This is a genomic window from Rathayibacter sp. AY1F8 (assembly GCF_002932165.1).
Taxonomy (GTDB): Bacteria; Actinomycetota; Actinomycetes; order Actinomycetales; family Microbacteriaceae; genus Rathayibacter.
The window spans coordinates 19112-44294 of the sequence record NZ_PSVB01000021.1; the positions used below are offsets into that span (position 1 = coordinate 19112).

Below are 25183 nucleotides of genomic sequence, written 5' to 3' on the forward strand. Positions count from 1 at the left end.
CTCGACTGCAGTCAGACCGTAGGAGCCGGGGGCGGCGCGAGCCAGGCCCTGGCGGGGTCACCCAGGAGGGCGCCCGCAGGCCCGCCTCCCGCGGCTGGGCGGATCGCGACTAGCCTCGGAGGGTGTTCCTGACCGAGCCGTACGGCTTCCGCGACCGCTCCGCCCTCGACGAGCGCCGGGCCCTGCTCGAGGACGAGCCCTCGGTGCAGCCCCTCCGGGCGTTCCGCGAGGAGCTCCTCGCCCGGCGCACCCGCAGGCATCCGGGTGCCGTGGTGCCCGACTTCGACCCGGCCGAGGCCGGCGTCGAGGCGCGCGCGCTCATCGTGCTGGAGGCCCCGGGACCGATGTCGACCGGCCCCGACGGCTCCGGCTTCGTCTCGGTCGACAACGACGACGCGACGGCCGCTTCGACCTGGACCCTCCGCGACGAGGTCGGACTGCACGCCCGCACCCTGATCTGGAACATCGTGCCGTGGCAGCTCGACGGCGCCCCCGACGCGGACGAGGTGCGGCAGGGCGCGATGGAGCTGCGCCGGCTCCTTCCGCTGCTCCCCGACCTGCGGGTCGTCGTCAACGCCGGGACCGCGCCGACCAGCGGCTGGAAGAAGAACATCGAGCCGTACCTGGTCGACGGCCCGACGGTCATCGACTCGTGGAGCCCCGGCCAGCGGGCGATGAGCCAGCCCCGCAAGCGCGACGAGCTGAAGCGCGCCTTCGAGCGCGCGACGCACCTGGTCGGCTGAGCCCCCGGGGCTCCGAGGCGTCACGAACGGTCGTCATCGGAGCCGGGAGGCAGCCCTTCGCGACGCCTCGACCGCCGGCGGACGGTCCGCTCAGGCCGAGCGGGCGTCCCGCAGCGCGTAGGCCGACTGCTGCGCGGCGCGGCGGACGTCGCGGTCCGGGTCGCGGAGCATGCCCGTCAGGACGGCCTCGACGCTCGCCGCGAACTCGCCCTTCGCGTCGCGACCGGAGGAGATCCCCGCCAGAGCGGCCGCCACGAGAGCGCGCGCTCCTGCCGCGCGGACCCGGGGGTGCTCGTCGGTGGTCAGGCGGGACAGCTTCTTCTGCCCGCCCAGCACGCGCTCGGCGCAGACGCGGGCGCACATCTCGCGGACGCGCCAGGAGGGGTTCGCGAGTCCGGCGGTCACCGCGTCGGCGGCGTCGTCGTCCCAGACGTAGAGGAGCGCGCGGGCGCCCCAGAGCTCGGGCCAGTAGAGGGAGGGCGCTCCCTTGAGGATCCCGTCGGCGTGCTCGCCGCCCACGGTGAGGAGGAAGGACTCGCCCTCGTACCCGCCGGTGAGCAGGGCCGCGGATCGCAGAGCGACGTTGCGCTCCCCCTCGCGGGCGACCTGCGCGCGCAGGCGCTCCTCGAGCGGATCGGTGAGGGTGACGGTCGGTTCGTTGTCGCGTGCCATGAGGCTCCCGAGAGTACTCGCCCGCCCCGCGCCTTCGAAGACCCGCAGCGTTCGGCGCCGCGGCGGTCGGCCCTCTCCGTCCTGCGGCGATGGTCCGATCAGCACTCGTGCCACCTGCTGGTCGAGTGGCGCCGCAGGGACCACGGCTGAGGGACGCCTGGTAGATTCGATCCGATCGACCCCCTCCCAAGCCTCTCCGCGATGCTCACATGGGAGGGGCCTTTTTCTTCGGCACCGAGGTACTGCGATGGCACGGAAACCGAGCCTGTCGTGGAAGCAGCAGGTCCAGCTCCTCCGTGACCGCGGGCTCGGCATCGCCGACGGGGAGGCCTGCACGAGCTACCTGGCCGCGCAGAACTACTACCGCTTCTCCGGGTACGCCCGCTACTTCCAGCGGGCTCCGCACGACGGGGACGACTCGTTCGCGGACGGAGTCTCGTTCGAGGACGTCCGAGCGGTCTGCGACGCAGATGAAGCGCTGCGGCAGAGCCTGCGTGCTCGACTGGCTCGTGCCGAGATCCTTCTCCGCAGCCGTACGGCTCATGTCATCGCTCGTGAGCACGGCCCGTACGAGTGCTCTCTCGAGAAGAGCTTCTACTCCGAGTCTCCGAACGCGGAGTCGACAGTCGATTCGTGCCTCCGCGACATCGAGCGCAGCAGGGAACCGCATGTCCTCCGCTTCACGGAGCTCCCCGGCGGCAGGGGCGCCGGAGCCCCCTCGATCATCGAGGACCGCAGTGAGAGCGACGCGACCGGGACGGACCCGCCCGCCCCGCGCCACGGCGGATCCCGCAGCGGAACGGACGGTGCCCGCCCGCTCAGGAGGCGCCCACCGGGAGGTCGGCCCCGCCTGACTATGCTGGTGCCACCCCCGGCAGCCGAGCCCTCTGAGCCTCGTCCGCGCCGGGGTGGCGCGGCTCACCCGCCCGGGGAGCGGAGGAGGTCCTCTCATGGCCGATCGGCCGAACCTCCGCCATGTCGCGGCGGTCGCGGGCGTCTCGCACATGACCGTGTCGCGCGTGCTCAGCGGGCACCCCAACATCAAGGAGTCGACCCGCCAGAAGGTCCTCGAGGCGGTCGACGAGCTCAACTACAGGCCGAACATCGCCGCCCGCTCCCTCGTCACGCAGCGCACCGACCGCATCGGCGTGATGATCGAGAGCGGCGCCGAGTACGGGCCGTCGAGCACCCTCCGCGCGATCGAGCGCGCCGCCCGCGAGAAGGGGTACTCGATCACCTCCGTCGCGCTGCGGCCGGACCTTGAGATGACCCCCACCGACGCGATCGCCCACCTGATGGGCCTCGGGATCGACGCGCTCTGCGTGATCGCGCCGCGCTCCTCCTCCGTGGCGACCCTCCGCACCGTCGAGATCGGCGTGCCGACGCTCGTGGTGAAGAGCGACAAGGATCCGAGCTTCCTCACCGTCTCGGTCGACCAGCAGGCCGGCATGTTCCAGGCCGTCGACCACCTGGGCAACCTCGGCCACCGCGACGTGCTGCACCTCTCCGGCCCCCTCGACTGGCTCGACGCGCGCGCCCGCGAGCGCGCCTTCCACAGCCGCGCGAAGTCGTGGGGGATGCACGAGCGCCCCATCGTCATCGGCGACTGGACCCCGGACTCCGGGTACGACTTCGCCGCGAGCCTGCAGTCGGTGCCCGACTTCACCGCGATGGTCGTCGCGAACGACGAGATGGCGCTCGGAGTGATCCACGGCCTCGTCGAGCGCGGGATCCGCGTGCCCGAGGACGTGAGCATCGTCGGCTTCGACGACCTGCCCACCGCCCGCCACTTCCTCCCGCCGCTGACGACGGTCCGCCAGGACTTCGACAAGCTCGGGACGACGGTCGCCGAGGTGATCCACGCGAGGATCCGCGGCCAGGAGATCCCGCAGCGCACCCGGATCCCCACGGAGCTGGTGATCCGCTCCTCCACGGCCGCTCCCCGATCGTGACCCTCCTGTTCCCGTCCCGCCGCATGCGCTCGCGTATCATCGGCGGCAGCCCCTGGCACGCCGGACCCTGACGGCGCGCCGCACACGAACCGAGGACGGCACGTGGCGATCTCATCGAGGACGACCCGGAGCTCCGCGGCACCCGTCGTCGAGATGACCGGCATCCGCGTCTCCTTCGCCTCCGGACCCGCTCTGAAGGACGGGAACCTGCGGCTGGTGCCGGGCGAGATCCACGGGCTGATGGGCGAGAACGGCGCGGGCAAGTCCACGCTGATCAAGACGCTCACCGGCATCCACCAGCCCGACGCGGGCGAGATCCTCGTCGACGGCGTCGCGCGGCGCTTCAGCGGTCCGGCGGAGGCGAAGGCAGCGGGCATCACGGCCGTGTTCCAGGACGAGCGCCTCACCGACAACCTCAGCATCGGCGAGAACGTGATGCTCGGACACGAGGTCCGCGGCCGCTTCGGCATCTCCTGGTCGCGCACCCACCACCGCGCGGCTGAGATGCTCGCCGAGCTGGGCCTGGAGGACCTCGACCCGCACCTGCCGCTGCGCTCGCTCTCGCCGGCGATCCGCCAGCTTGTCGCGATCAGCCGCGCGATGGTCGACCGTCCGCGCGTGCTCGTGCTCGACGAGCCCACCTCCAGCCTCGACCTCAGCGACGTGGCCCGCCTCTTCACGGTGCTGCGGAGGCTGCGCGACCAGGGCGTCGCGATCCTGTTCGTCTCGCACTTCCTCGAGCAGGTCCTCACCCTCAGCGACCGGCTGACGGTGCTCCGCGACGGCGGCACCGTCGGCGAGTACCCGGCGCACACCATGGACCGCGCCGAGCTGATCGCGAAGATGATCGGCAAGGACATCGACGCGCTGCGGCAGATCGGCTCCGACCGCCGCGAGCACCGCCGCCAGCCGGTCGGCCCGGCGATCTACCGCGCGCACGGGATCGGCCGCCGCGGCGCCGTGGGCCCGACCGATCTGGAGCTGCACCGCGGCGAGATCGTGGGCTTCGCGGGCCTGCGCGGCTCGGGGCGCACCGAGCTGGCGTCGCTGGTGAGCGGGGTCGAGAAGCCGGACACCGGCGAGGTGCTGATCGACGGCGAGCCCGCCCGCATCTCCGACCCGGTGTCGGGCCTGCGCCACCGCATCGCCCACTCGAGCGAGAACCGCCGCGAGGACGGGATCATCGGCGACCTCTCCCTCCGCGAGAACCTCGTGCTGGGCCTGCAGGCTCTGCGCGGCTGGGCGCACCCGCTGTCGGCCGCCGAGACCGACACCCTGGTGCGCACCTACGTCGAGGCGCTGAACATCTCGCCGGCCGACCCGGACATCCCGGTGAAGTACCTCTCCGGAGGCAACCAGCAGAAGGTGGTCCTCGCGCGGTGGCTCGCGACCCGTCCGCGGCTGCTCGTGCTCGACGAGCCGGCGCGCGGGATCGACGTGGCGTCGAAGGTCGAGATCCAGGCGCACATCGCGCAGCTCGCGAAGGAGGGGGTGACCGTCGTCTACATCTCGTCCGAGCTGGAGGAGGTGGTGCGCCTCAGCGACCGCATCGTCGTCTTCAAGGACCGCGAGAAGATCGGCGAGGTCAGCAACGGCCCCTGGCTCACCGTCGACACGATCGTCGAGATGATCGCCGCCGACCGCGACGACGACCTCGACGACGACGACGACTGACCTCCCCCGCCGGCCGAGCGGCCGCACCGTCCACCGGGTCTCGATGAGCCGTCCGGGCTGCTCGACCGCCAGGACCTCGACGCGCCGGCGGGTCCCGCTCGGGCGCCGGGCCTGCGAGGATCCGGGGGTGGACGATCAGCGACCGGACGAGCTCGCGGAGCTGCAGCGGCGCGCCTACGGCCGAGGCTCCGACATCGAGCGGGACCCCGGCGCGCTCGCCCGGCTCTCCGCGCTCGAGGCCCGCGTCCGCCCCGCCCTCGGCACCGCACTGCCGGACGCGCTGGTTCCCGCGGTCTCCGGGGACGCGGCGCCGGAGGACGCGGCACCTTCCGCGGACGCCTCCGCCGACGAGGAGTCCGACCCTTTCGGCCACGTCCCGCCCCGCCGCTCCCGTCGGCGCGGCCTCCTCCTCCTCGCCGCGCTGGCCGCGACGGCCGCCGTCGCCGCGGGGGCCACCCTCCTCGCCACCGCCGGGGACGGACAGCCCGGCCGCGAGGTCGCCGTGCTGCCGCTGTCGAACGGCACCGACCTCCCCGGCTGGGAGGGACTGGGGTTCGACGGATCGGTCACCACCGAGGACTTCGGCGGGCTCACCGTCGTGCGGCAGAGCCTGCCCGCCGACACGGGGCTCACCGTCGTCCGGCAGCGCCGCTCCTCGAGCGCCGGCTCGTGCCTCTCCATCGTGCGGACCGCCGAGCCGCAGGACGGCCTGTTCTTCCAGGGCTGCACGGCCGGAGCGTTCCCCGCGGTCGCGCAGTTCACCGTGACGTCGGCGGCGCCGGAGGCCCTGCGCGAGCGGTTCCCGATCGGCACGTCCCTGCGGTTCGCCCTCGAGGGCGACGAGATCCGCGTCCGATCCGACGCCCCCTGACCGCTCAGATCCCCGTCCGCCCGTGCGGGTCGCCCACCTTCTTCGACTCGCTCGACCCGCGCTCGCGCAGGAACACGGCGAGCGCCGCCATGCTGCCCACCGCGAGGAACTCCGACTGCCAGTTCTGGAGCGTCCGGTTCCAGAAGTCGGCGGAGGAGACGTAGCCGAGCCAGTCGACGGGCGCTTCCAGGCTCGTCAGCTGCTCCTCGTTGTAGGCCACGACGCCCGTCACCGACTGCGCCGCCCAGGACAGCAGGAACACCACCCCCATCACCAGCAGCAGCGAGTGCGAGAACAGCGCCTGCCGCACGCCGCCGGCGGACGCCGAGGGCGGCGAGTCGTCCTCCGCGGACGCCCCCGCCTTCTGCTGCTCGTCGGTCTCGAGGCTCTCCTCGCCCACCCGCTTCGACTCGGGCGAGCCGCGCTGCACGAGCCAGACGGTCGCGCCGATGTAGAGGAAGAACTGGAGGTACTCCGACTGCCAGTTCTCGGCGACGTCGATCGCGAAGTCGGAGGAGGTGACGAAGCGCCAGTAGCCGACCTCCCGCAGCCCCTCCGCGACCTGGGTGTCGTTGTACGCGGCGAGCCCGGCGAACGACTGCCCGGCGAGAGCGAGCAGGAAGATCGCGAGGAAGAACAGCGAGAGTCCGTTCTCGCGCAGGAAGCGGCGCATCCGGCTCACCTCCCGAGGATCCCGACGGCGAAGAACCCGATCAGGCCGAGCACGATCACGGCGTAGTACAGGGCGGAAGCGGTGCGCACGTCAGCTCCCGTCCAGGACGCAGTCGAAGGGCGCGTCCGCCACCGGCGTGCACCCCGCCGCGCGCACCAGCCAGCCGTCGTCGCCCGGAGTGAGGAACACCGCGGTGCCGCCGGAGCGCACGATCGCCGCCCGGCCGTAGACCTCGGCGTCCCCTGCTCCGTCTTCCGCGATCCCGAGCTCCAGCACGCCGCCGGGGCAGTCGCCCTACCGGTCCTCCACGGCCTCGCGGGCGGAATCGGTGAGCAGCGCGCACGCCGCGCGGCCGTCGCCGTCGGCGAGCGCGGAGAGGAAGGCGTCGGCCGCGCGGCGGGCCGCCGTGCCGTCCGCGGAGCATCCGCAGAGCGCGAGCACGAGGGCCGCCGTCGCGGCCGTCGCGGGGACGGAGCGCGATCGAGGGAGCATCATGGCCAGGGAAGCTACTCCCGGGCCCGACCACCGGGCAGAGAGTTGCCATCGGGCCCTGCGGGCCCCGCGACCGGATCGTTACCGAAGCGCACCGCCGTGCTGTTGCGTCACAAGAATTGTTCACGGTAACATTTCGACGTGGCGCTGCTTCGGCCGGCGCCCACTGCACATCCTGCACTCACCGCACCTCGGGCCGCTAGGCCCGCATTCGAGGCCCTTCGGGGTCCACCATCTCGGGCACTCTCTTCGTGCCCGCGATCTCAAGGAGGAGATCTATGTCCAAGACGAGGCGTATCGGCCAGTTCCTGGGTTTCGCAGCAGTCGGCGCACTCGCGTTCGGACTCGCGGGCTGCTCGGGCGGTTCCGGCACCGATTCGGGCTCCGGCTCGAGCGGTGACCTCACCACCGTCGGCTTCGTGGCCGTCGGCCCCGAGGGCGCGTGGCGCCAGGCGAACGAGACCAACATCGAGGACACGTTCACCAAGGACGCCGGCTTCGACCTGAAGTACGCACCCGCCACCAACGGAGACCAGAAGTCGCAGATCGACTCCTTCACCTCCTTCGTGGACGAGGGCGTCGACATCATCCTGCTCTCCGCCACGGAGGGCTCCGGCTGGGAGGACTCGCTCGAGCGCGCCCAGGAGGCCGAGATCCCGGTCATCCTGATCGACCGCGGCATCGAGCCGGACAACACCGACCTCTACGTGACCCGCATCGCGCCGGACAACATCGCGGTCAGCACCTCGGTCGCCGACTGGGCCAAGACCACCTTCCCGAGCGGCGCGAAGTACTTCACGCTCGAGGGCCCCGCGGGCGTCTCGGTCGTCAACGAGCGCAACGAAGGCTGGGACGAGGTCATCGGCGCCGACTCGAAGTTCACCAAGATCGGCGCACAGACCGCGAACTGGTCCACCGAAGAGGCCAAGAGCGTCTTCGAGACCGTCCTGAAGTCGAACAACAACGACGTCCAGCTGGTCTTCGCACAGAACGACGAGATGGGCCTCGGCGCTGTCCAGGCCGTCCAGGAGGCCGGCCTCACCCCCGGCACCGACGTCAAGATCGCCACGATCGACGGCACCAAGAACGCCCTGCAGGCGCTGGCCGACGGCGAGCTGAGCTTCGTCGCCGAGTACAACCCGCTGTTCGGCGAGACCGCCCTCGACGCGGTCGAGAAGACCCTGGCCGGCGAGACGGTCGAGTCCTCGATCGTCGTCCCGAGCGAGACCTTCGACTCGCCCGAGGCCGCCACCACCGCGCTGCCCGACCGCAAGTTCTAGTCGCTCAGCACCACCGGTCGCCCGGCGTCGTCCTCGACGCGGCACCACTCCCCCGGAGCGACCGGGGCCGGCCCACCCGCCGGCCCCGGTCGCTCCGACCCTTCGGCGCACCTGTTCGGCTGCGCCCCGCTCGAGAACGGAACGACGCGACATGACAGGTTCGCCTCCGATCGTCGAGATGAAGAACATCTCGATCAGCTTCCCCGGCGTGAAAGCCCTCGACGGCGTCGACTTCCGCCTGTTCCCGGGCGAGGTCCACACCCTCATGGGTGAGAACGGCGCCGGCAAGTCCACGCTCATCAAGGCCCTCACCGGCGTCTACCGCATCGACAGCGGAGACATCGTGATCGACGGGGAGACCCGTCGCCTGACCGGCACCGCCGACTCGCAGGCCGCGGGCATCTCCACCGTGTACCAGGAGGTCAACCTGGTCACGAACCTCTCCATCGGAGAGAACGTGATGCTCGGCTACGAGGTCCGCGGACCCTTCGGCATCAACTGGAAGGCCACCCACCAGGCCGCGAAGGTCGCGCTCGAGAAGCTCGGCCTCGGCCACCTCAACACGCGCCAGTCGCTCGCCTCGCTCTCGATCGCGATGCAGCAGCTGGTCGCGATCAGCCGCTCGACGGTGAGCGACTCCAAGGTGCTCATCCTCGACGAGCCGACCTCGAGCCTGGACGCGAACGAGGTCGAGAACCTCTTCGTCGTCATCCGCCGCCTCCGTGCGGAGGGCGTCGCGATCCTCTTCGTCTCGCACTTCCTCGACCAGGTCTACGCGATCAGCGACCGCCTGACGGTGCTGCGCAACGGCACCTTCGTCGGCGAGTACCTGACCCACGAGCTCGACCGCACCTCGCTGATCTCGAAGATGATCGGCAAGGACATCGCGGCGCTGCGCTCCCTCGACTCCGAGCGCGAGAGCCAGGACCACCTCTACCGCGACGCCCCGCTCTACACCGCGAAGGGCATCGGCAAGAAGGGCTCCATCGAGAGCACCGACCTGACGCTGCACCGCGGCGAGGTCGTCGGCTTCGCCGGGCTCCTCGGCTCCGGCCGCACCGAGCTCGCGCGCCTGATCTACGGCGTCGACAAGCCCGACACCGGCGAGATCACGATGCACGGCAAGAAGATCGACGTCCCGACGCCGACCGCCGGTCTCGCCCACAAGATCGCGTTCTCGAGCGAGAACCGCCGCGACGAGGGCATCATCCGCGACCTCTCGGTCCGCGAGAACCTCATCCTCGGCGTGCAGGCCAAGCGCGGCTGGGCCCGCCCCCTCTCCAAGAAGGAGAAGGACGAGATCGTCGGCAAGTACCTCGTCGAGCTCAACGTGCGCCCGGCCGACCCCGACCGCCCGATCAGCAAGCTCTCCGGCGGCAACCAGCAGAAGGTCCTCCTCGGCCGCTGGCTCGCCACCGCCCCCGAGATCCTCATCCTCGACGAGCCGACCCGCGGCATCGACGTCGGAGCGAAGGCCGAGATCCAGGAGAAGGTCGTCGCCCTCGCCGGCGAGGGCGTCGCCGTGGTCTTCATCTCGTCCGAGCTCGACGAGGTCGTCCGCCTCAGCGACCGCATCATCGTCCTGAAGGACCACCGCGTGATCGCGGAGATCCTCAACGGTCCCGCTGTCACTGCGGAGTCGATCGTCACTACCATCGCCGCAGAGGGAGTCGTCGACGAGGACGTCGTCGTCCTCGAGAGCGCCACGCAGGAGGCCGCATCATGAGCAGCGACACCCGACCCGCCCGGGGATCCGTCCTCGGCGGGATCATCCGCCGCCAGTACTTCTGGGGAGTCGTGGCGATCGCCCTGCTCCTCCTCGTCAACGTCGTCAAGGACCCGGGCTACCTGGCCGTCTCGGTCAGCCCGACCACCGGCTACCTCGTCGGCAACGTCATCGACATCGCCCGCGCCGCCGCTCCGATCCTGATGATCGCCGTCGGCATGTGCCTGGTCGTCGCGACCGGGGGCATCGACCTCTCGGTCGGCTCGATCATGGTCGTCGCCGGCGCCGTCTCGATGGAGTTCCTCAACTCCGCGGGAGCGCCCGACTCGCTCGGCGCCGCAGCGGGTGCCTTCGCACTCGCCCTCCTCGTGGCCGCCGTGCTCGGAGCCGTCAACGGCGTCCTGGTTTCGGTGGTGGGCCTCCAGCCCTTCATCAGCACGCTCGTCGTGATGCTCGCGGGCCGCGGCCTGGCGAAGGTCATCACCGGCGGCCAGAACACCGCCGCCACCAACGAGCCCTTCCGCTGGGTCGCGAACGGGTACGTCTTCGGGCTCCCGGTCGTGTTCCTCCTCGCCATCGCGATCGTCGTGGTCGTCGGAGTCCTGGTGCGCCGCAGCGCGCTCGGCCTGATGATCGAGGCCATCGGCATGGACCCGAAGGCGGCCCGCCTCGCGGGCATCAACCGCCGGGGCCTGCTGATGACCGCCTACATCGGCAGCGGCATCCTCGCCGGAGTCGCGGGCGTGTTCGCCACGGCGAGCGTGATGACGGTCGACGTCTCGCGCACCGGCTACCAGCTCGAGCTCGACGCGATCCTCGCGGTCGTCATCGGCGGCACCTCGCTCGCCGGCGGCAAGTTCAACATCACCGGTGCCGCCGTGGGCGCGATCCTGATCGCCACCCTCGACAAGACCGTCGTGTTCCTCGGAGTCTCGTCCTCCGCGACGCCCGCCTTCAAGGCGATCGTCATCGTCGCGCTCTGCCTCCTGCAGTCCGAGCGCGTCCGCTCCGCCTTCAAGTCCCGTCGCGAGGCGCGCCGCAGCGTCCCGCAGAAAGAGGCGATCCCCGCATGAGTGCCGTGATGACCCGCTCCGCCCCTCCGGCGAGCACCAAGCGCACCTCCGGGGCGCGCGGCTGGCTGAGCCAGCACCTGGACAAGCTGCCCACCCTGGCCGCGCTGATCATCTTCTTCGGGATGATCGTCTACGGCGAGGCCGCCTACGGCCGGATCCTTCAGGCGAGCACGATCTCGAACCTGCTGGTCAACAACGCGCACCTGATCATCCTCGCCGTGGGCCTCACCTTCGTGATCCTCACCGGCGGCATCGACCTCTCGGTCGGCGCGGTGATCGCGTTCAGCAGCGTGAGCGGCGTGCTCCTGATCAACGCCGGCTGGAACCCCTGGCTCGTGATGGTCCTGATGGTCGTGATCGGCGCCCTGTTCGGCGTGATCTCTGGCGTCCTGATCCAGTACTTCAACGTGCAGCCGTTCATCGCGACGCTCGCGATGATGTTCCTGGCCCGCGGTCTCGCCTCCATGCTGAGCACCGTCCCGGAGCGCCTCCCCGAGGACTCGGCCGTGCTGAGCCTGGCCACGCCGATCAAGCTGATCGACGGCCCGAAGGTCAACGACTTCGTCATCAGCCCCGGCGTGATCATCGCGATCCTCGTCGTGGCCGGCGCGTTCTTCGTGCTGCACCGCACCCGCCTGGGCCGCACGGTCTACGCGATGGGCGGCTCCGAGCAGTCGGCGGCCCTGATGGGCCTCCCGGTGGTGCGGACCAAGCTGTTCATCTACATCATCAGCGGCACGCTCGCCGGTCTCGCCGGTGTGGTCTACACCGCCCGCCTCGGCAGCGCGCAGAACATCACCGGCACCGGCTGGGAGCTCGACGCCATCGCGGCGACCGTCATCGGCGGCACGCTGCTCACCGGCGGCGTCGGGTTCGTGCTCGGCTCGGTGGTCGGCGCCCTGGTGCTCGGACTGATGAACGTCCTGATCACCCGCGACGGCGGCATCCCGCCGGAGGCGACCACGATCATCACCGGAGGCATCCTCCTGGTCTTCGTCCTCCTCCAGCGCGCCGTCATGGCCCGCAGCAAGACCTGACCGGGCTCCCGCCCGATCTCCCCCGGCGCCCCCTCGTCCCTCCGCGGACGAGGGGGCGCCGTCGTGTCCGGGGCGCTCCGCCGGCCTCAGGAGGCGGAGCGGCAGAGCGTCAGCGCGGCCTGCTCGCGGGTGGCGTAGCCGCATTCCTCGGCGAGGCGGGCGAAGTCGGCAGGGCCCCGCCGCCGCAGGCCGATCCGGCGCCGGAGGGTGCCCGCCCGGCGCGTCTCGATCTCCTCCGCCGGCGTGCGGCCGAGGAACGCGAAAGCCTGCGCGAGCATGCGGGGGCAGACGAGCAGCTCCCGGGCGAGCACCGCGGCGGAGAACGCCGGGTCGCGGTGGCGCGCCTCGATCACCGGGATCGCCTCCGCGTAGACCTGGTCGGCGCTCCGGGTCCGGACCCGCGGAGCGCTGTGCTCGACGATCCCCTCCAGCAGCAGTTCGCTCGCCCGCCTCACGCCGGCGGCCCCGAGCACGGCCGGATCCCCCTCGATCAGACTGTTGGCGAGGGCACGGGCAGGCGTCCAGACCGACTCGCGCACCGGCACGACCTCGTTGATCCGCTCGCGGACCCACCGGTGCTCGAGCACGGCGGCGTCGAAGCTCCAGGTGTACGAGACGGTCGGCCGCCGGTAGTCGATGCGCGCCGGGACCCTGGCGTCGAGGAGCAGGACGCTGTTCGGCGTCGCCTCGAGCACGCCCTCGTCGAGGACGACCTCTCCCCCGCCCTCGACGATCAGGGAGATGTGAACGCCCGCCGGCCTGTCCGCCCTGTCGACCGACGGCGAGGGGGCGACCCTGATCCCGTTCGGCCCCCACACCCGCGTCAGCGCGAGTCCCGGTCCGTCCGCTGCGTCCATCCGCAGACCGGGAGCGCCGGTCCCGCGCTCGTACCAGGCGCGAGCGAACGCCTGCATCCGCTCCTCTGCGGCCCCCATCTCCCGCCTCCTCCGCGTCGAACGAACAGAATCCCTCATCTGTCGATCACCGCCGGACGTTCGCACGGATCTCCCAGGCCTCCGCGCCTCGCGCTCGGAATCCGGCCGCACGCCGTCGCCGGACCGGGAGGACGGCCACGGGGACCGTCGCGGTCAGCGGCGCTGGGAGAGCCGCCACAGCGCGCGGCGAGCGCTCCCCTCGGAGGCGAAGCCCGCCTCCTCGGCCGAGCGCGCGAAGTCGGCCGTCGCCAGGGACCGCCCGCCGATCAGGAGCAGGAGGGTGCCCGCCCGGCGCCGCTCGAGCTCGTCGTCGGCCGTCCGCCCGAGGAAGGAGAACGCGCGAGCCAGCGTCAGCTCCGACACCAGGAGCTCGCGGGCGAGCCGGGCGGCGGTGAAGGCGGGATCGCGGTGGCGCTCCTCGATCAGGGCCATGGCCTCCCCGTAGACGTCCTCGGCGCGGGGACGCCTGCGCGGTGCGGAGCCCTCGACCAGCTCCTTCAGGAAGGCCTCGCCCGCCCGGGCGACGGCGGGCTGCTCCGCCAGAGCGTGGTCGCCGTCGAGGAGACCGTTCATCAGCGCCCGCGCCGGGGCCAGGAAGCAGCCGGCGACGGGCAGGACCTCGCCGAAGCGCTCCGTGAGCCAGCGCTGCTCCAGCGCCCGCTCGCCGAGCACCCAGGCGTAGATCACGGTCGAGCGGGGGAAGCGCGCCCCGGTCCGCGGCTCCGCGTCGATGACCACCAGATCACCACTGCCGCACTCGAGCATCCGTCCGTCCTGTCGGATGCGTCCTCCGCCCTCGACGACCAGCAGCAGATGCGCGCCCGGCGGGCAGCGCGACTGCGGCTTCTGCTCGAGAACGCAGCCACCGGGGATCCACAGTCTGGCGATCTCGAAGCCGAGCGAGCCCGTCGCCTCGACCCGCAGTCCAGAACGGGCCTCCACGCCGTTCCAGTGCTCGGCCATCCGCCGGTACATCTCGGCCGATCTCGACCTCATCGGGCGCCCCCTCCTCGCGGGCACGCTGACGCCTCACCACGGGAGTGATTCGCAGCCCGCGCGTGCTCCGTTTGTCACCGGACCGGTCACAGCGGACGGCGACGCTCCCGCTCACCGCGCCGCCGGCGCCCCGGCGGCGCCCCGGCGGCAGCGTGCGACCGACGGGATCACCGGGTCAGGAGGGCGATCGCGACTCGGAGCGGCGTCGGAGCTCACCACTCCCTCCTCACGGCAGCGCCACTTCCTCCTCACCTGCCCCCGAGCGCTTGGGCCGACCGCCCGCCCGCGGGAAGACTCCCCAGCGGTACGGCGCCCGTCGTACCCGCCGAAGCGGCCGAGCGGACGACGACCGTCCTCCGAGCAGGCCGCCGGCGAGAAGACAGACCGAGGAGCTTCACTGTGACTTCCGACAACTCTCCCGCTGAGCAGGGTCCGCTGAGGCGACGCACCGTCGTCGCCGGCGCCACCTGGTCCCTGCCCGTGATCGCCGCAGCGACGGCCACCCCGGCCGCCGCCGCCTCTGCCACGCAGACCCTCGTGTTCAGCTCCATCCCGACCATGATCGCGTGCATGCCCAACACGGCGCCGATCACGCTGACCCTCACCGGCGGCAACGTCGCGAACGTCCCCGTGCGGGTGAACACCCCGCCCGGCTTCCGCTTCGGAGGGAGCGGGACCGACACCTTCGTGACCGACGCGAACGGAGTCGCCACCATCCCGGTCGGCGGCGTCATCGCGGGCCCCTCGACCGGCTCGGCCCTCGCCTTCGGCGGCTCGGCGAAGACGAACGCCCCGTTCCCGGTCCGCCAGACCGGCGACCTGCAGTACAGCACGGGCCTCGCCACTGTTCCCGAGAACTCCGGATTCATCCACACCTCCTCGCAGGGTGTGAACGGCAACGTCTCCGTCAAGGCGAACGGCGACATCTGGCAGTACCGGCGGTCGGACGGCTGGCAGAAGCTCGGCACGGGCGCCTCCACGGAGCCCAGCACATCCGGGCTCACGCAGCAGCCGGACGGAACCTACAACGCGCACTGGATCAAGGACGGAGTCCTCCAGTACGGCAAGGCGCTCGCGACTGTTCCGAACAACTCCGGATTCGTCCGCACCTACGGTCAGGGCGCGGACGGGAACGTCTCCATCAAGGCGAACGGCGACATCTGGCGGTACAACCGCCAGGCCGACGAGTGGACCCTTCTGGGCACCGGCGCCAGCACCGAGCCGAGCGCGGCCGGCATCTCCGCGAACCCGGCCGGGACCCTGAACGTCCACTGGATCAAGAACGGAGTCCTGCAGTACGGCACCGCAGCGGCCACGGTGCCGACCAACTCCGGATTCGTCCGCGTCTACGGCCTCGGCACCCGCGGCACGATCGCCGTGAAGTCGAACGGCGACATCTGGCGGTACACCCCGCAGGGCAACGTCTGGGACCTCGTCGGCACCGGAGCCAGCACCGAGCCGAGCGCCGCCGGACTGACCCAGCGGCCGGGCGGGACGTTCGAGATCCACTGGATCAAGGACGGGGTCCTGCAGTACGGCACCCGGCTCGCGACCGTTCCGGAGAACTCCGGGTTCGTCCGCACCTACGGTCAGGGAGCGGATGGGAACGTCTCCGTGAAGGCGAACGGCGACATCTGGTACTACAGCACGGCGCAGAACACGTGGACCAAGATCGGCTCCGGTGCCAGCACCGGCCCCGATGCGGCCGGGATCACCGCCCAGGGAGACGGCGCGCTGAACCCCCACTGGATCAAGGCGAGAACCGACTGCCGCTGATCCGCGCCCGGCGGCCCTCTCCGCCCGCGTCCTGCCGGACCGCGGGCGAGGAGGGCCGCCTCCGCCCTCCCGCCGAGGACGGGCGCCTCGTCCGAGGAGGAACGCGCCACCCCGTCTCGGCGCCCCTCCCCCGGCCTAACGTGGTCACCGCCCGCGCACCCCGTCCCCGCTGCGAAGGAGCCCGGTGACCGCTTCCGAGCAGCCGGCCGCCCCGCGCGGTCTCGTCGAGACGCTGCAGCTGAGCGGTCCCCGCGTGGAGGCGTGGCTGAGGAGCCTCGGCTGGGCGAGCGACGGAGCTCCGCCCCTGCACCTCGCCGGGGACGTGCTCGCCGTCGACGGCTTCCGGCTGAGCCGCCTCTGGCACACACCCGGCACGCTCCGGACCGACCCGCCCCTCCCCGCCCCCGACCGGGCCGAGGTCGACCTCATCGTCCCGGTCGCCGGCGAGATCGTCGTCGACGGCCCTCTCGAGGCCGCTCGTCTGCGGCCCGGCGGGCTCGCCCTCCTCCGACGCGACGACTCCGCTCGGTTCCGGGCGGAGGAGGACTCCGCCTGGCTGGCGCTGAGGACGTCCTGGGGCAGGCTCGGCCTCACGAGCGCACAGTCCGACGGGCCGTCCTGCATCCTGCTCGCCGCCGACAGCTACAGCGGCGCCTTCGTCTCCCTCGTCAACGCGACCCTCAACGCGGACCTCGCGGCGGGCGATCCCGGCTTCAGCGAGCTGCGCCGGGCGCTCGAGGCGACCGCGTCGGCCCTGATCAAGCAGAGCCTGCCGCCCGCCCGTCCGGAGGACGGACTCGAGGGCGTCCTCCTCCGCGCGATCGCCGTCATCGATGCGGAGGCGGGTGACGCGGACTTCACCGCCGGCGTTCTCGCGATGCGGCTCCGCGTCTCGCGGGCGACGCTGGACCGTGCCTTCCACCGCCGGGGCACGACCGTGGCCGCGACCCTCCGCGAGCGGCGCGTGCACCTCGCCGCGTCGCTGCTCGCCGCGAGCCCGTCGCTCTCGCCCTCGGCTCGCGCGGCCGTGGCCGAGCGGGCCGGCTTCCGGACGCTGAGGGCGATGGACCGCGCGCTGAGCCGTTCGCGCGACGTCGACCGCGGCTGATCCGACCGGACATCGGCGTACGCGTCGCTCCAGGATGCACTCGGGATTCGTCGAACCGGTTCGCCTCTCCTCTGGAGTGTCGGGAAATGATCCGGTTAGGCTCTTCACGTTGTCGTCAACATAGTGTTACCGTGAACATTGCCGCGTACGAAGCCGGCACACTCCCTCCCCTCAGCAATGGTGCCGACCCTGGAGCAAAGCGCGATGAAGCCTTTCCTGCGACCACTCGTCCTCGTGACGGCCGTGGCCCTCACCGTCCCCCTTCTGACGGCCCAGTCGGCGAGCGCAGCTCCCTCCGACAGCCTCGTCCTGCGCTACGCGCTCGACGAGACGAGCGGCACGACCGTCGCCGACAGCTCGGGCAAGGGCCGCACCGGCACGCTCGTCAACGGAGCCGCTCCTCGCGGAGCCGCGGGCGTCGCCCTCGACGGGACCGACGACTACGTCAAGCTGCCCAACGACCTGCTCGCGGGCCTGAACTCGATCACGGTCAGCACCGAGGTCCTGGTGAACGCGAACCAGGGCACGCCCTACTTCATCTGGGGCCTCGGCAACACGACGAACGGCGCCGGGAACGGCTACCTCTACACGACGGGCAACGGCTACAAGGCCTCGATCGCCACCGGCAACTGGACCACCGAGCAGACCGTCAACTCCAACGCGAACCTCGCGCGCAGCGTCTGGAAGACCCTCACCTACACGCTCGACGACGCGAGCGACACCGCACGCCTCTACCTCGACGGCACCCAGGTCGCGCAGCAGACAGGAGTGACCATCACTCCCGCCGCGATCGGCAACGGCACCACCACCGCGAACGCGATCGGCCGCTCCGTCTACACGGCGGACAAGACCCTCGCCGGCTCGGTCCGCGACTTCCGCGTCTACAGCACGGCGCTCAGCGCGGCCGACGTCGCGACCCTCCAGGCCCCGGACAGCACGCGCGTCTCCCGCGACTCCGCCGCCCTGGACCTCGGGAGCCTCTCCTCGGTCTCCGCGAACCTCACCCTCCCGACGACCGGCCCCAACGGCTCCGCCATCGCCTGGGCCTCGAGCAACTCCGCGGTCGTCTCGACCAGCGGAGTCGTCACGCCACCCGCGACCGGGGTCGCCTCGGTCGAGCTGACCGCCACGACCACCCGCGGCTCGGCCACGGCCACCCGCACCTTCACCGCCACCGTGCCCGCCAAGGACGTGAACGCCGACGCCCAGAAGGCGCTCGACGCCCTCTCGATCGTCAACTCCGGCGACGTCCGCGGCAACGTGACGCTGCCCGCGAAGGCCGGCTCCTACGACGTCGCCTGGTCCTCCTCGAACACGGCCGTGCTCAGCACGACCGGCGTCGTGAAGCGCCGGTCCGCCGCCACGCCCGTCACACTCACCGCGACGATCGCCGGCACGACCGCGACCCGGCAGCTGCCCGTCACGGTGACCGCGGCTCCCGCGGACCTCGACACCGAGTACGACGCGGGCTACCTCTGGACCCACTTCGCCTCGACCGACTACGAGAAGATCTACTTCGGCTCCAGCACCGACGGTCTGCACTGGTCGAAGCTCAACAACGACAAGGCCGTGCTCGCCAACCTCGGCGGCACCCTCGGCGTCCGCGATCCGCACCTCGTGCGCTCCCCCACCGGCGACGAGTACTGGATCATCGGCACCGACCTGCACGCCGAGGGCACCGCTCCCGGCGGCACCTGGGACCAGACCAACGCGAGCAAGAACCTCGTCGTCTGGCGCTCGACGGACCTCGTGAACTGGAGCGATCAGAGCATCGTCTTCGCCGGCTTCCCCGACGCGGGCAACGTCTGGGCTCCTGAGGCGATCTGGGACGACGCGACCGGCCAGTACTACGTCTACTGGGCCGCCCGCGACAAGACGCTGACCGGCGGGGCCTCCGCCCAGCGCGTCTACGTCTCGACCACGCGCGACTTCGTCGGCTTCTCCACCCCGAAGGTCTGGCTGGACGAGAACCCCGCCGCCGGCGGCGGGAGCCGCGGCAGCATCATCGACACGACCATCGCGAAGGAGGGGGACACGTACTACCGCTTCTCCACCGCCGACTGGCGCACGGTCGTCGACAAGGCCCCGAGTCTCGCCGGCCCCTGGACTCGCGTGATCGGCTTCGGCGAGGAGAAGTCCCGCGGCCTCTCCGACCACCTCGAGGGCCTCACCGTCTACCAGCTGCCCGACGGCCGCTGGGTCGTCATGGGCGACTCGTTCGGCTACTCCGCCTACGTCACCGACACCCTCGCGGACATGCGGTTCACGGCGCTTCCTGTCGGCACCACCGGCGCGAACACGTACTCGTTCTCGAAGCCCTTCCGCCACGGCTCGGTGCTCCGCCTCTCGAGCGCTGAGGAAGCGCGCCTGACGGCCGCCTACGGCACCAGCAGCACCGGCCCCGCCGCGAAGCCGGTCAACGCGGCCGGCGAGATCCTCCGCTACACCTTCGACGGCGGCTCGGGCACCACGGTGCGCGACAGCTCGGGCAACAACCAGAACGGCACGCTGCCCTCGGGTGGCACCTGGAAGGACGGCGCCCTACAGCTCGACGGCACCGACGACTACGTCAAGCTGCCGAACGACCTGCTCGCCGGAGTGACGGACCTCACCATCCAGTCCGACGTCTGGATCGACCCCGCGCAGGGCGGCGCCTACTTCCTCTACGGCCTGGGCAACACCACGAACGGCGCCGGCGACGGCTACCTCTTCACCTCGGGCAACAACTACCGCACCAGCATCGCGACCGGGAACTACACCACCGAGCAGACCGTCGCCGGCGGCTCGGCCCTCCCCCGCGGCACCTGGGCGCACCTGACGTACACGCTCTCCGGCACCACCGGCACGATCTACCTCGACGGAGTGAAGGTCGCCAGCGGCACCGTCACGACCGACCCGAAGGACATCGGCGGCGGCTCCACCTCGGCGAACTACATCGGGCGCTCGAACTACGACGCCGACAACCGCTTCCGCGGCCAGATCCGCGAGTTCTCGGTCTACAACCGGGCCCTCAGCGCCTCCGAGGTGCTCGCCGCCTCCGGCAACACGTCGGCCCTGGTCGACCTGTCGCTCAGCGGCGACGTCCTGAAGACGGCCCCGATCGTCGACTCGGCGAGCAGGACGGTCACCTTCCCGGTGAAGCCGGGGACCGACCTGACGAAGCTCACCCCGACCTTCTCCACCGCGGCCGGCGTCACGGCGAGCCCCGCCTCCGGCACCGTCCGCGACCTCTCCACCCCGCAGACGGTCGTGCTCACGCCCGCCGCCGGCGGCACCGCGACCACCTGGACCCTGAAGGCCGTCGTCATGAAGTCCCCGGTCCTCGCAGGCCTGAACGCCGACCCGAACATCGCGGTCTTCGGCGACACCTACTACCTGTACGCGACCTCGGACGGCTTCGCCGGCTGGGGCGGCAAGACCTTCTACGCCTGGTCCTCGAAGAACCTCATCGACTGGACCCGCTCGGAGCAGCCCTTCCTGACGCTCGACGGCGCGAACGGCAACGTGCCGTGGGCGACCGGCAACGCCTGGGCGCCGACGATCATCGAGAAGAACGGGAAGTACTACTTCTACTTCTCCGGCGAGAACTCCTCGCTGAACCGCAAGACGATCGGAGTCGCCGTCTCGGACAGCCCGATGGGCCCGTTCACGGCGCAGCCGACCGCGATGATCACCAACGGCGAGTCCGTGCGGTCCGGCCAGGCGATCGACCCCGCCGCGTTCACCGACCCGAAGACCGGCAAGAGCTACCTCTTCTGGGGCAACGGCGACCCGCTCTACGGGGAGCTGTCCGACGACATGCTCTCGATCAAGACCGGCACGATCAAGAAGATCAGCGGTCTGACCGACTTCCGCGAGGGTGCGTTCCTGAACTACCGCGACGGTCTGTACCACCTCACCTACTCGATCGACGACACCGGCTCGGAGAACTACAAGGTCGGCTACGCCACCTCGACGAGCGTCGACGGACCGTGGACCTACCGCGGCGTGGTCCTCGAGAAGGACACCTCGCAGGGCATCCTCGCCACGGGCCACAACTCGATCGTCAACGTGCCCGGCACGGACGACTGGTACATCGCCTACCACCGCTTCGCCATCCCCGGCGGAGACGGCCAGCACCGCGAGACGACGATCGACCGGGTGACCTTCGACAAGACGACCGGGCTCATGCAGAAGGTCGTCCCGACCCTCACCAGCGTCGCCGCGCAGACGATCGTCGACACCGCGCCGCTCGCAGCCTCGATCACGGGGAAGGCGACGGTGGGCAGCACGCTGACCGCCTCCGCCTCCTCCCCGTGGACGGCGACCGGCTTCCAGTGGAAGCGCGGTGGGACCGCGATCAGCGGGGCGACGGCGTCGAGCTACACGCTCACCGCCGCCGACCGCGGAGCGACGATCTCGGTGGCCGTGACCGCCGCGAAGCCGCAGTGGACGCCGGCGACGGCCTCCGCCTCCGTCGGTCCCGTGACCGACTCGGCACCCGCGATCGCCGTGACCACGACCTCCACGACGCGCTGCGCCGCCGGGAAGATCGTCGTCACCGCGACCGCCACGAACCCGAACGCCTTCGCCGCGAAGATCGTGATCGGCACGACGTGGGGCTCCAAGAGCTTCGCCGACGTCGCTCCCGGCGCCACCGTCTCGGCCGCCTTCACCACCCGGGCGACGAGCGTGACCGACGGATCCGCGACCGCCACGGCGACCGCGTTCATCAGCGGGAAGCCGGCCACGGCCTCCGCGACCGCCCCCTACTCCGCGGCCAGCTGCAGCTGATCCGCGGGCACGACCCACACCCATTGAGATCGAGCCGGCGACGACGCCGGCCGGAGAACGGAGAACACCCGACATGAACACCCGATCCCTTCTGATCCGCGGAGCCGCTGGACTGGCCGGAGGCGTCCTCCTGCTCGGAGTCGCCGGAACGGCGTTCGCCGCCGAGGTCAACTACGGCAACGACGACGTCGACATCAACGTCGAGATCGCCGACCTCCCCGGGACCGGCGCCCTCTCGATGACCGTCGCCGCGGACTCGACGACGCTGACCGAGACCGGCTCGGACAACGTCCGCCGCCAGTTCACCGGCACCCTGCCCACCGTCACGGTCACCGACACCCGTGACGCCGCGGACGTCTCCCCCGACTCCGCGTGGTACGTCATCGGCACGGCGAGCGACTTCACGTCGGCCGACGGCTCGACCATCGGCGCCGAGAACCTCGGCTGGACCCCGGACCTGGTCGACGGTGGAGACCTCGGCGAGGTCGCCGCGGGCGATGAGGTCGGCACCGCCATCGACGGCGGCGCCAACGGCGTCGGCCTGAAGGGCAAGGAGCTGCTCGCGATCGTCGCCAGCAACTCCCAGCAGGTCAACCCCGAGGGCTCCTGGAGCGCCGACGCCGACCTCTTCCTCCGCACCCCCGTGAACGTGGACGCCGGCGCGTACTCGTCCACCATCACCCTGTCGCTCTTCGAGTGACCCGTCGCGGCCGGGGGACGCACTCTCTCGGCCGCGATCCCACCACGGCCGACGCGGCCGGGCCCGCCCGCCCGGCCGCGTCGTGCTTCCCCCGTGCGACCATGAGGTTCTGATGACTGCTCCGCGCCGCTCCGCCGCTCCCCGCCGCCCGCTCCTCCCCGCGCTGCTCGCGCTGATCGTCGCCCTCCTCGGCGCGGGAGTCGCTCCGGCGGCCGTCGCGGCCGACGGAGCGATCACCTGGGCGGTCAGCCCCTCCACCGACGGCGTCCCCGACAAGCGCGCGTGGGTCGAGCTCGAGCTCGCCCCCGGCGCGAGCGCCTCGGACGAGGCGGTCGTGCGGAACCTCAGCGACCAGCCCGTGACCTTCAGCATCACCAGCGCCGACGGCTACTTCACCGACACCGGCCGCTTCAACATGCTCAACTCGGACCAGGAGTCGGTCGACGCCGGGCTGTGGATCTCCGCCCCCGAGACCGTGACCGTCGATCCGGGCAGCAGCGGCGTGGTGCCGTTCACCGTGACGGTCCCCGACAACGCCACCCCCGGCGACCACGCCGCCGGCATCGCCGCCTCCGTGCTCTCGCAGGGCACCGAGGCGGGAGGCGCGAACGTCGGAGTGGAGAGCCGCATCGGCTTCCGCGTGATGACCCGCGTGACCGGCGAGGTGACCCCCTCCTTCTCCGTCGAGGACCTGGCCAGCGACTACCGCCTCTCCTGGAACCCGTTCCAGCCCGGCTCCCTCTCGCTCGTCGCCGACGTGGTGAACACTGGCAACGTGCGCCTGCTGCTCGACGGCACGGCGAGCGCCCAGGGCGCCACCGCCCCCGTCGTCGCGGCCGACGCGCCCCAGCAGGAGCTGCTGCCCGGCGACCGGCGCAGCGTCTCGGTGCAGCTCGACGGCATCTGGCCCCTCTTCGGGGTCGGCGCCGACCTGACCATCGCACCGACCGTCGCCGCCGCCGATCAGGAGCCGGTCGCCACCGCTCCCGTGACGGAGTCGATCACGGTCGCCGCCGTGCCGGTCCCGCAGCTGCTCGTGATCCTCGGGGTCGCCCTCATCCTCGCGGCGCTGCTCGCCGGGCGCTCGCGCTCGCGCCGCCGCATCGCCGCCCTGGTGCAGCAGGCCAAGGAGGAGGGCCTGCGCGAGGGCGCGCGCGTCTCCTCCTGAGCACCCCCTCCGCACGCTCCCTCCCCCCTCCCTGCCGCCGAGGGGCCCCGGGCCGTCGAGGGGACCCGCTACACCGGGTTCCCCCGACGGTCCAGGGTTCGCTCACCGCGCGGCCATGCGTCAGAGTGAGCGGATGACCACCACCTCCCTGGAGGCGCCGACTCGGCGTCTCGGCCTCATCGCGCTCATCGCGACCCTCGGCGGCCTCCTCTTCGGCTACGACACCGGCGTCATCAACGGCGCCCTGGAGCCGATGTCGGCCGAGCTGGGCCTCACCGCGCTGACAGAGGGGGTCGTCACCAGCTCGCTCCTCTTCGCCGCCGCGATCGGCGCGATCTCGGGCGGACGCCTCGCCGACGCCCTCGGGAGGCGGACCACGATCCGCCTGCTCGCCGTGCTCTTCCTCGTCGGCGCCCTCGTCTGCGTGGTGGCGCCGGGCTTCGGCGTGATGGTCCTCGGGCGGGCGGTCCTCGGACTGGCCGTCGGCGGCGCCTCGGTGGTCGTGCCGATCTACCTCTCCGAGATCTCCCCCTCCGAGATCCGCGGCTCGCTCGCCGGCCGCAACGAGCTGATGATCGTGATCGGCCAGCTCGCCGCCTTCGTGGCCAACGCCGTCATCGGCACCGTCTGGGGCGAGCTGCCCGGCGTCTGGCGGATCATGCTCGCCGTCGCCGCGCTCCCCGCCGCCGCGCTCCTGCTCGGCATGACCCGGGTCCCGGAGTCGCCGCGCTGGCTGATCGCGCACGGCCGCCGCGACGAGGCGCTCGACGTGCTCACCACCATCCGGACGCCCGACCGGGCCCATGCGGAGGCGGAGACCATCGCCCGCTCGATCGGCGCGAAGGACGGCCCGAGGATCCCCCTGCTGCAGGCGCTGCGCGAGCGCTGGGCGGTGCGCATCCTGCTGGTCGGCATCGGGATCGGAGTCGCCCAGCAGCTCACCGGCATCAACTCGATCATGTACTACGGCCAGTCGGTGCTGAAGGAGGCGGGCTTCGACCACGACGGCGCGCTCGTCGCCAACATCGCGCCCGGGGCGATCGCCGTGATCGGCGGCCTGATCGGGCTGCGGCTCATGCAGACGATGAACCGCCGCACGACCCTCCTGCTCGGCTACTCCCTGACCACCGCGATGCACTTCCTGATCGGCATCGCCTCCGTCGCGCTCCCCGTGGGGAACCCGGCGCGGCCGTACGTGATCCTGGTGCTGGTCGTCGCGTTCGTGGGGAGCATGCAGACGTTCCTCAACATCGTCACCTGGGTGATGCTGTCCGAGATCTTCCCGCTGCGGATCCGCGGCGTCGGCGTCGGCATCGCGATCTTCTGCCACTGGATCACGAACGCGGTGCTCGGCCTGTTCTTCCCCACCCTCGTCTCCGGCGTCGGCATCACCGGAACGTTCTTCCTGTTCGGCGCCGTCGGCCTGCTCGCGCTCGTCTTCATCTGGAAGCGCGTGCCCGAGACCCGCGGCCGCGCCCTCGAGGAGGTCGAGGCGGGCGTCGTCTCCGGCGAGCTCCTGCGCCGCTGACGCCCG

General features: G+C 71.5%; 20 protein-coding genes and 1 pseudogene. 15 read left to right on the top strand and 6 right to left on the bottom strand.

Translation table 11 applies throughout. The features are described from left to right. Positions 1-122: 122 nt before the first annotated feature. On the top strand, positions 123-743 hold the full coding sequence (locus C5C35_RS13655; RefSeq protein WP_104250025.1) for a hypothetical protein: 621 nt from the start codon (positions 123-125) through the stop codon (positions 741-743). Between the two features lie 90 nt (positions 744-833). On the opposite strand, the gene C5C35_RS13660 is transcribed toward C5C35_RS13655, so the two are convergent. Then, positions 834-1415 carry a HEAT repeat domain-containing protein gene (locus tag C5C35_RS13660; RefSeq protein WP_258066332.1) on the bottom strand — a complete coding sequence of 194 codons (582 nt, stop codon included), beginning with the start codon at positions 1413-1415 and terminating at the stop codon, positions 834-836. 247 nt (positions 1416-1662) lie between these two features. On the opposite strand from C5C35_RS13660, the pseudogene C5C35_RS17425 reads away from it, so the two are divergent. The 4 genes and pseudogenes from C5C35_RS17425 to C5C35_RS13680 form a co-directional block, all read left to right on the top strand. Then, positions 1663-2061, top strand: a pseudogene (locus tag C5C35_RS17425) (Abi family protein); the annotation flags it as partial. Between the two features lie 304 nt (positions 2062-2365). Continuing rightward, complete coding sequence (locus C5C35_RS13670; protein WP_104227009.1) at positions 2366-3367, top strand: LacI family DNA-binding transcriptional regulator; 1002 nt, start codon at positions 2366-2368, stop codon at positions 3365-3367. A gap of 153 nt (positions 3368-3520) precedes the next feature. Further along, the gene (locus tag C5C35_RS13675) at positions 3521-5041 is read left to right on the top strand and encodes a sugar ABC transporter ATP-binding protein (RefSeq protein WP_104255631.1); all 1521 of its coding nucleotides are present in this window, start codon (positions 3521-3523) and stop codon (positions 5039-5041) included. A 127-nt stretch (positions 5042-5168) separates the two neighbouring features. After that, positions 5169-5912, top strand: a complete 744-nt coding sequence (locus C5C35_RS13680) for a hypothetical protein (protein WP_104263318.1) — start codon at positions 5169-5171, stop codon at positions 5910-5912. Positions 5913-5916: 4 nt separating this feature from the next. Here the strand turns inward: C5C35_RS13680 and C5C35_RS13685 are convergent, their stop codons facing one another. The 3 genes from C5C35_RS13685 to C5C35_RS13695 all read right to left on the bottom strand — a co-directional run bounded on the left by C5C35_RS13685 (position 5917) and on the right by C5C35_RS13695 (position 7080). Continuing rightward, positions 5917-6585 (bottom strand): DUF6766 family protein, encoded by a 669-nt coding sequence (locus C5C35_RS13685; protein ID WP_104263319.1) that lies wholly within the window; start codon positions 6583-6585, stop codon positions 5917-5919. Between the two features lie 90 nt (positions 6586-6675). After that, positions 6676-6861 (bottom strand): hypothetical protein, encoded by a 186-nt coding sequence (locus C5C35_RS13690; protein ID WP_104263320.1) that lies wholly within the window; start codon positions 6859-6861, stop codon positions 6676-6678. Between the two features lie 18 nt (positions 6862-6879). Then, positions 6880-7080 carry a hypothetical protein gene (locus tag C5C35_RS13695; RefSeq protein ID WP_104222395.1) on the bottom strand — a complete coding sequence of 67 codons (201 nt, stop codon included), beginning with the start codon at positions 7078-7080 and terminating at the stop codon, positions 6880-6882. 275 nt (positions 7081-7355) lie between these two features. Here C5C35_RS13695 and C5C35_RS13700 point away from each other — a divergent pair, with 275 nt between their 5' ends. The 4 genes from C5C35_RS13700 to C5C35_RS13715 all read left to right on the top strand — a co-directional run bounded on the left by C5C35_RS13700 (position 7356) and on the right by C5C35_RS13715 (position 12193). Then, entirely contained in the window at positions 7356-8357 is a 1002-nt protein-coding gene (locus C5C35_RS13700; protein ID WP_104222394.1) for an ABC transporter substrate-binding protein, read from the top strand. A gap of 151 nt (positions 8358-8508) precedes the next feature. Continuing rightward, the gene (locus tag C5C35_RS13705) at positions 8509-10083 is read left to right on the top strand and encodes a sugar ABC transporter ATP-binding protein (RefSeq protein ID WP_104222393.1); all 1575 of its coding nucleotides are present in this window, start codon (positions 8509-8511) and stop codon (positions 10081-10083) included. Continuing rightward, positions 10080-11156 carry an ABC transporter permease gene (locus C5C35_RS13710; protein ID WP_104263321.1) on the top strand — a complete coding sequence of 359 codons (1077 nt, stop codon included), beginning with the start codon at positions 10080-10082 and terminating at the stop codon, positions 11154-11156. Before C5C35_RS13705 ends, C5C35_RS13710 begins: the two co-directional genes overlap by 4 nt. After that, complete coding sequence (locus tag C5C35_RS13715) at positions 11153-12193, top strand: sugar ABC transporter permease (RefSeq protein ID WP_104222391.1); 1041 nt, start codon at positions 11153-11155, stop codon at positions 12191-12193. The genes C5C35_RS13710 and C5C35_RS13715 overlap by 4 nt, the downstream gene beginning before the upstream one ends. An 86-nt stretch (positions 12194-12279) precedes the next feature. On the opposite strand, the gene C5C35_RS13720 is transcribed toward C5C35_RS13715, so the two are convergent. Together C5C35_RS13720 and C5C35_RS13725 are read right to left on the bottom strand one after the other, a co-directional pair. Further along, positions 12280-13128: a hypothetical protein gene (locus C5C35_RS13720; protein ID WP_104263322.1), complete on the bottom strand. Its 849-nt coding sequence runs from the start codon at positions 13126-13128 to the stop codon at positions 12280-12282. A 153-nt stretch (positions 13129-13281) separates the two neighbouring features. Further along, positions 13282-14124 carry a hypothetical protein gene (locus C5C35_RS13725; protein ID WP_146084609.1) on the bottom strand — a complete coding sequence of 281 codons (843 nt, stop codon included), beginning with the start codon at positions 14122-14124 and terminating at the stop codon, positions 13282-13284. A gap of 399 nt (positions 14125-14523) precedes the next feature. Here C5C35_RS13725 and C5C35_RS13730 point away from each other — a divergent pair, with 399 nt between their 5' ends. The 6 genes from C5C35_RS13730 to C5C35_RS13755 all read left to right on the top strand — a co-directional run bounded on the left by C5C35_RS13730 (position 14524) and on the right by C5C35_RS13755 (position 25177). After that, positions 14524-15900, top strand: coding sequence for a hypothetical protein (locus tag C5C35_RS13730; protein ID WP_104263324.1), 1377 nt, complete (start codon positions 14524-14526; stop codon positions 15898-15900). 184 nt (positions 15901-16084) lie between these two features. After that, complete coding sequence (locus C5C35_RS13735) at positions 16085-17008, top strand: helix-turn-helix domain-containing protein (RefSeq protein ID WP_104263325.1); 924 nt, start codon at positions 16085-16087, stop codon at positions 17006-17008. A 204-nt stretch (positions 17009-17212) separates the two neighbouring features. Continuing rightward, positions 17213-21781 carry a family 43 glycosylhydrolase gene (locus C5C35_RS13740; protein ID WP_181134089.1) on the top strand — a complete coding sequence of 1523 codons (4569 nt, stop codon included), beginning with the start codon at positions 17213-17215 and terminating at the stop codon, positions 21779-21781. 73 nt (positions 21782-21854) lie between these two features. Continuing rightward, on the top strand, positions 21855-22481 hold the full coding sequence (locus C5C35_RS13745) for a hypothetical protein (protein WP_104227017.1): 627 nt from the start codon (positions 21855-21857) through the stop codon (positions 22479-22481). A 112-nt stretch (positions 22482-22593) separates the two neighbouring features. Next, entirely contained in the window at positions 22594-23649 is a 1056-nt protein-coding gene (locus C5C35_RS13750; protein ID WP_104222384.1) for a WxL protein peptidoglycan domain-containing protein, read from the top strand. Between the two features lie 133 nt (positions 23650-23782). Beyond that, positions 23783-25177 carry a sugar porter family MFS transporter gene (locus C5C35_RS13755; RefSeq protein ID WP_258060020.1) on the top strand — a complete coding sequence of 465 codons (1395 nt, stop codon included), beginning with the start codon at positions 23783-23785 and terminating at the stop codon, positions 25175-25177. The last annotated feature ends 6 nt before the right edge of the window (positions 25178-25183 follow it).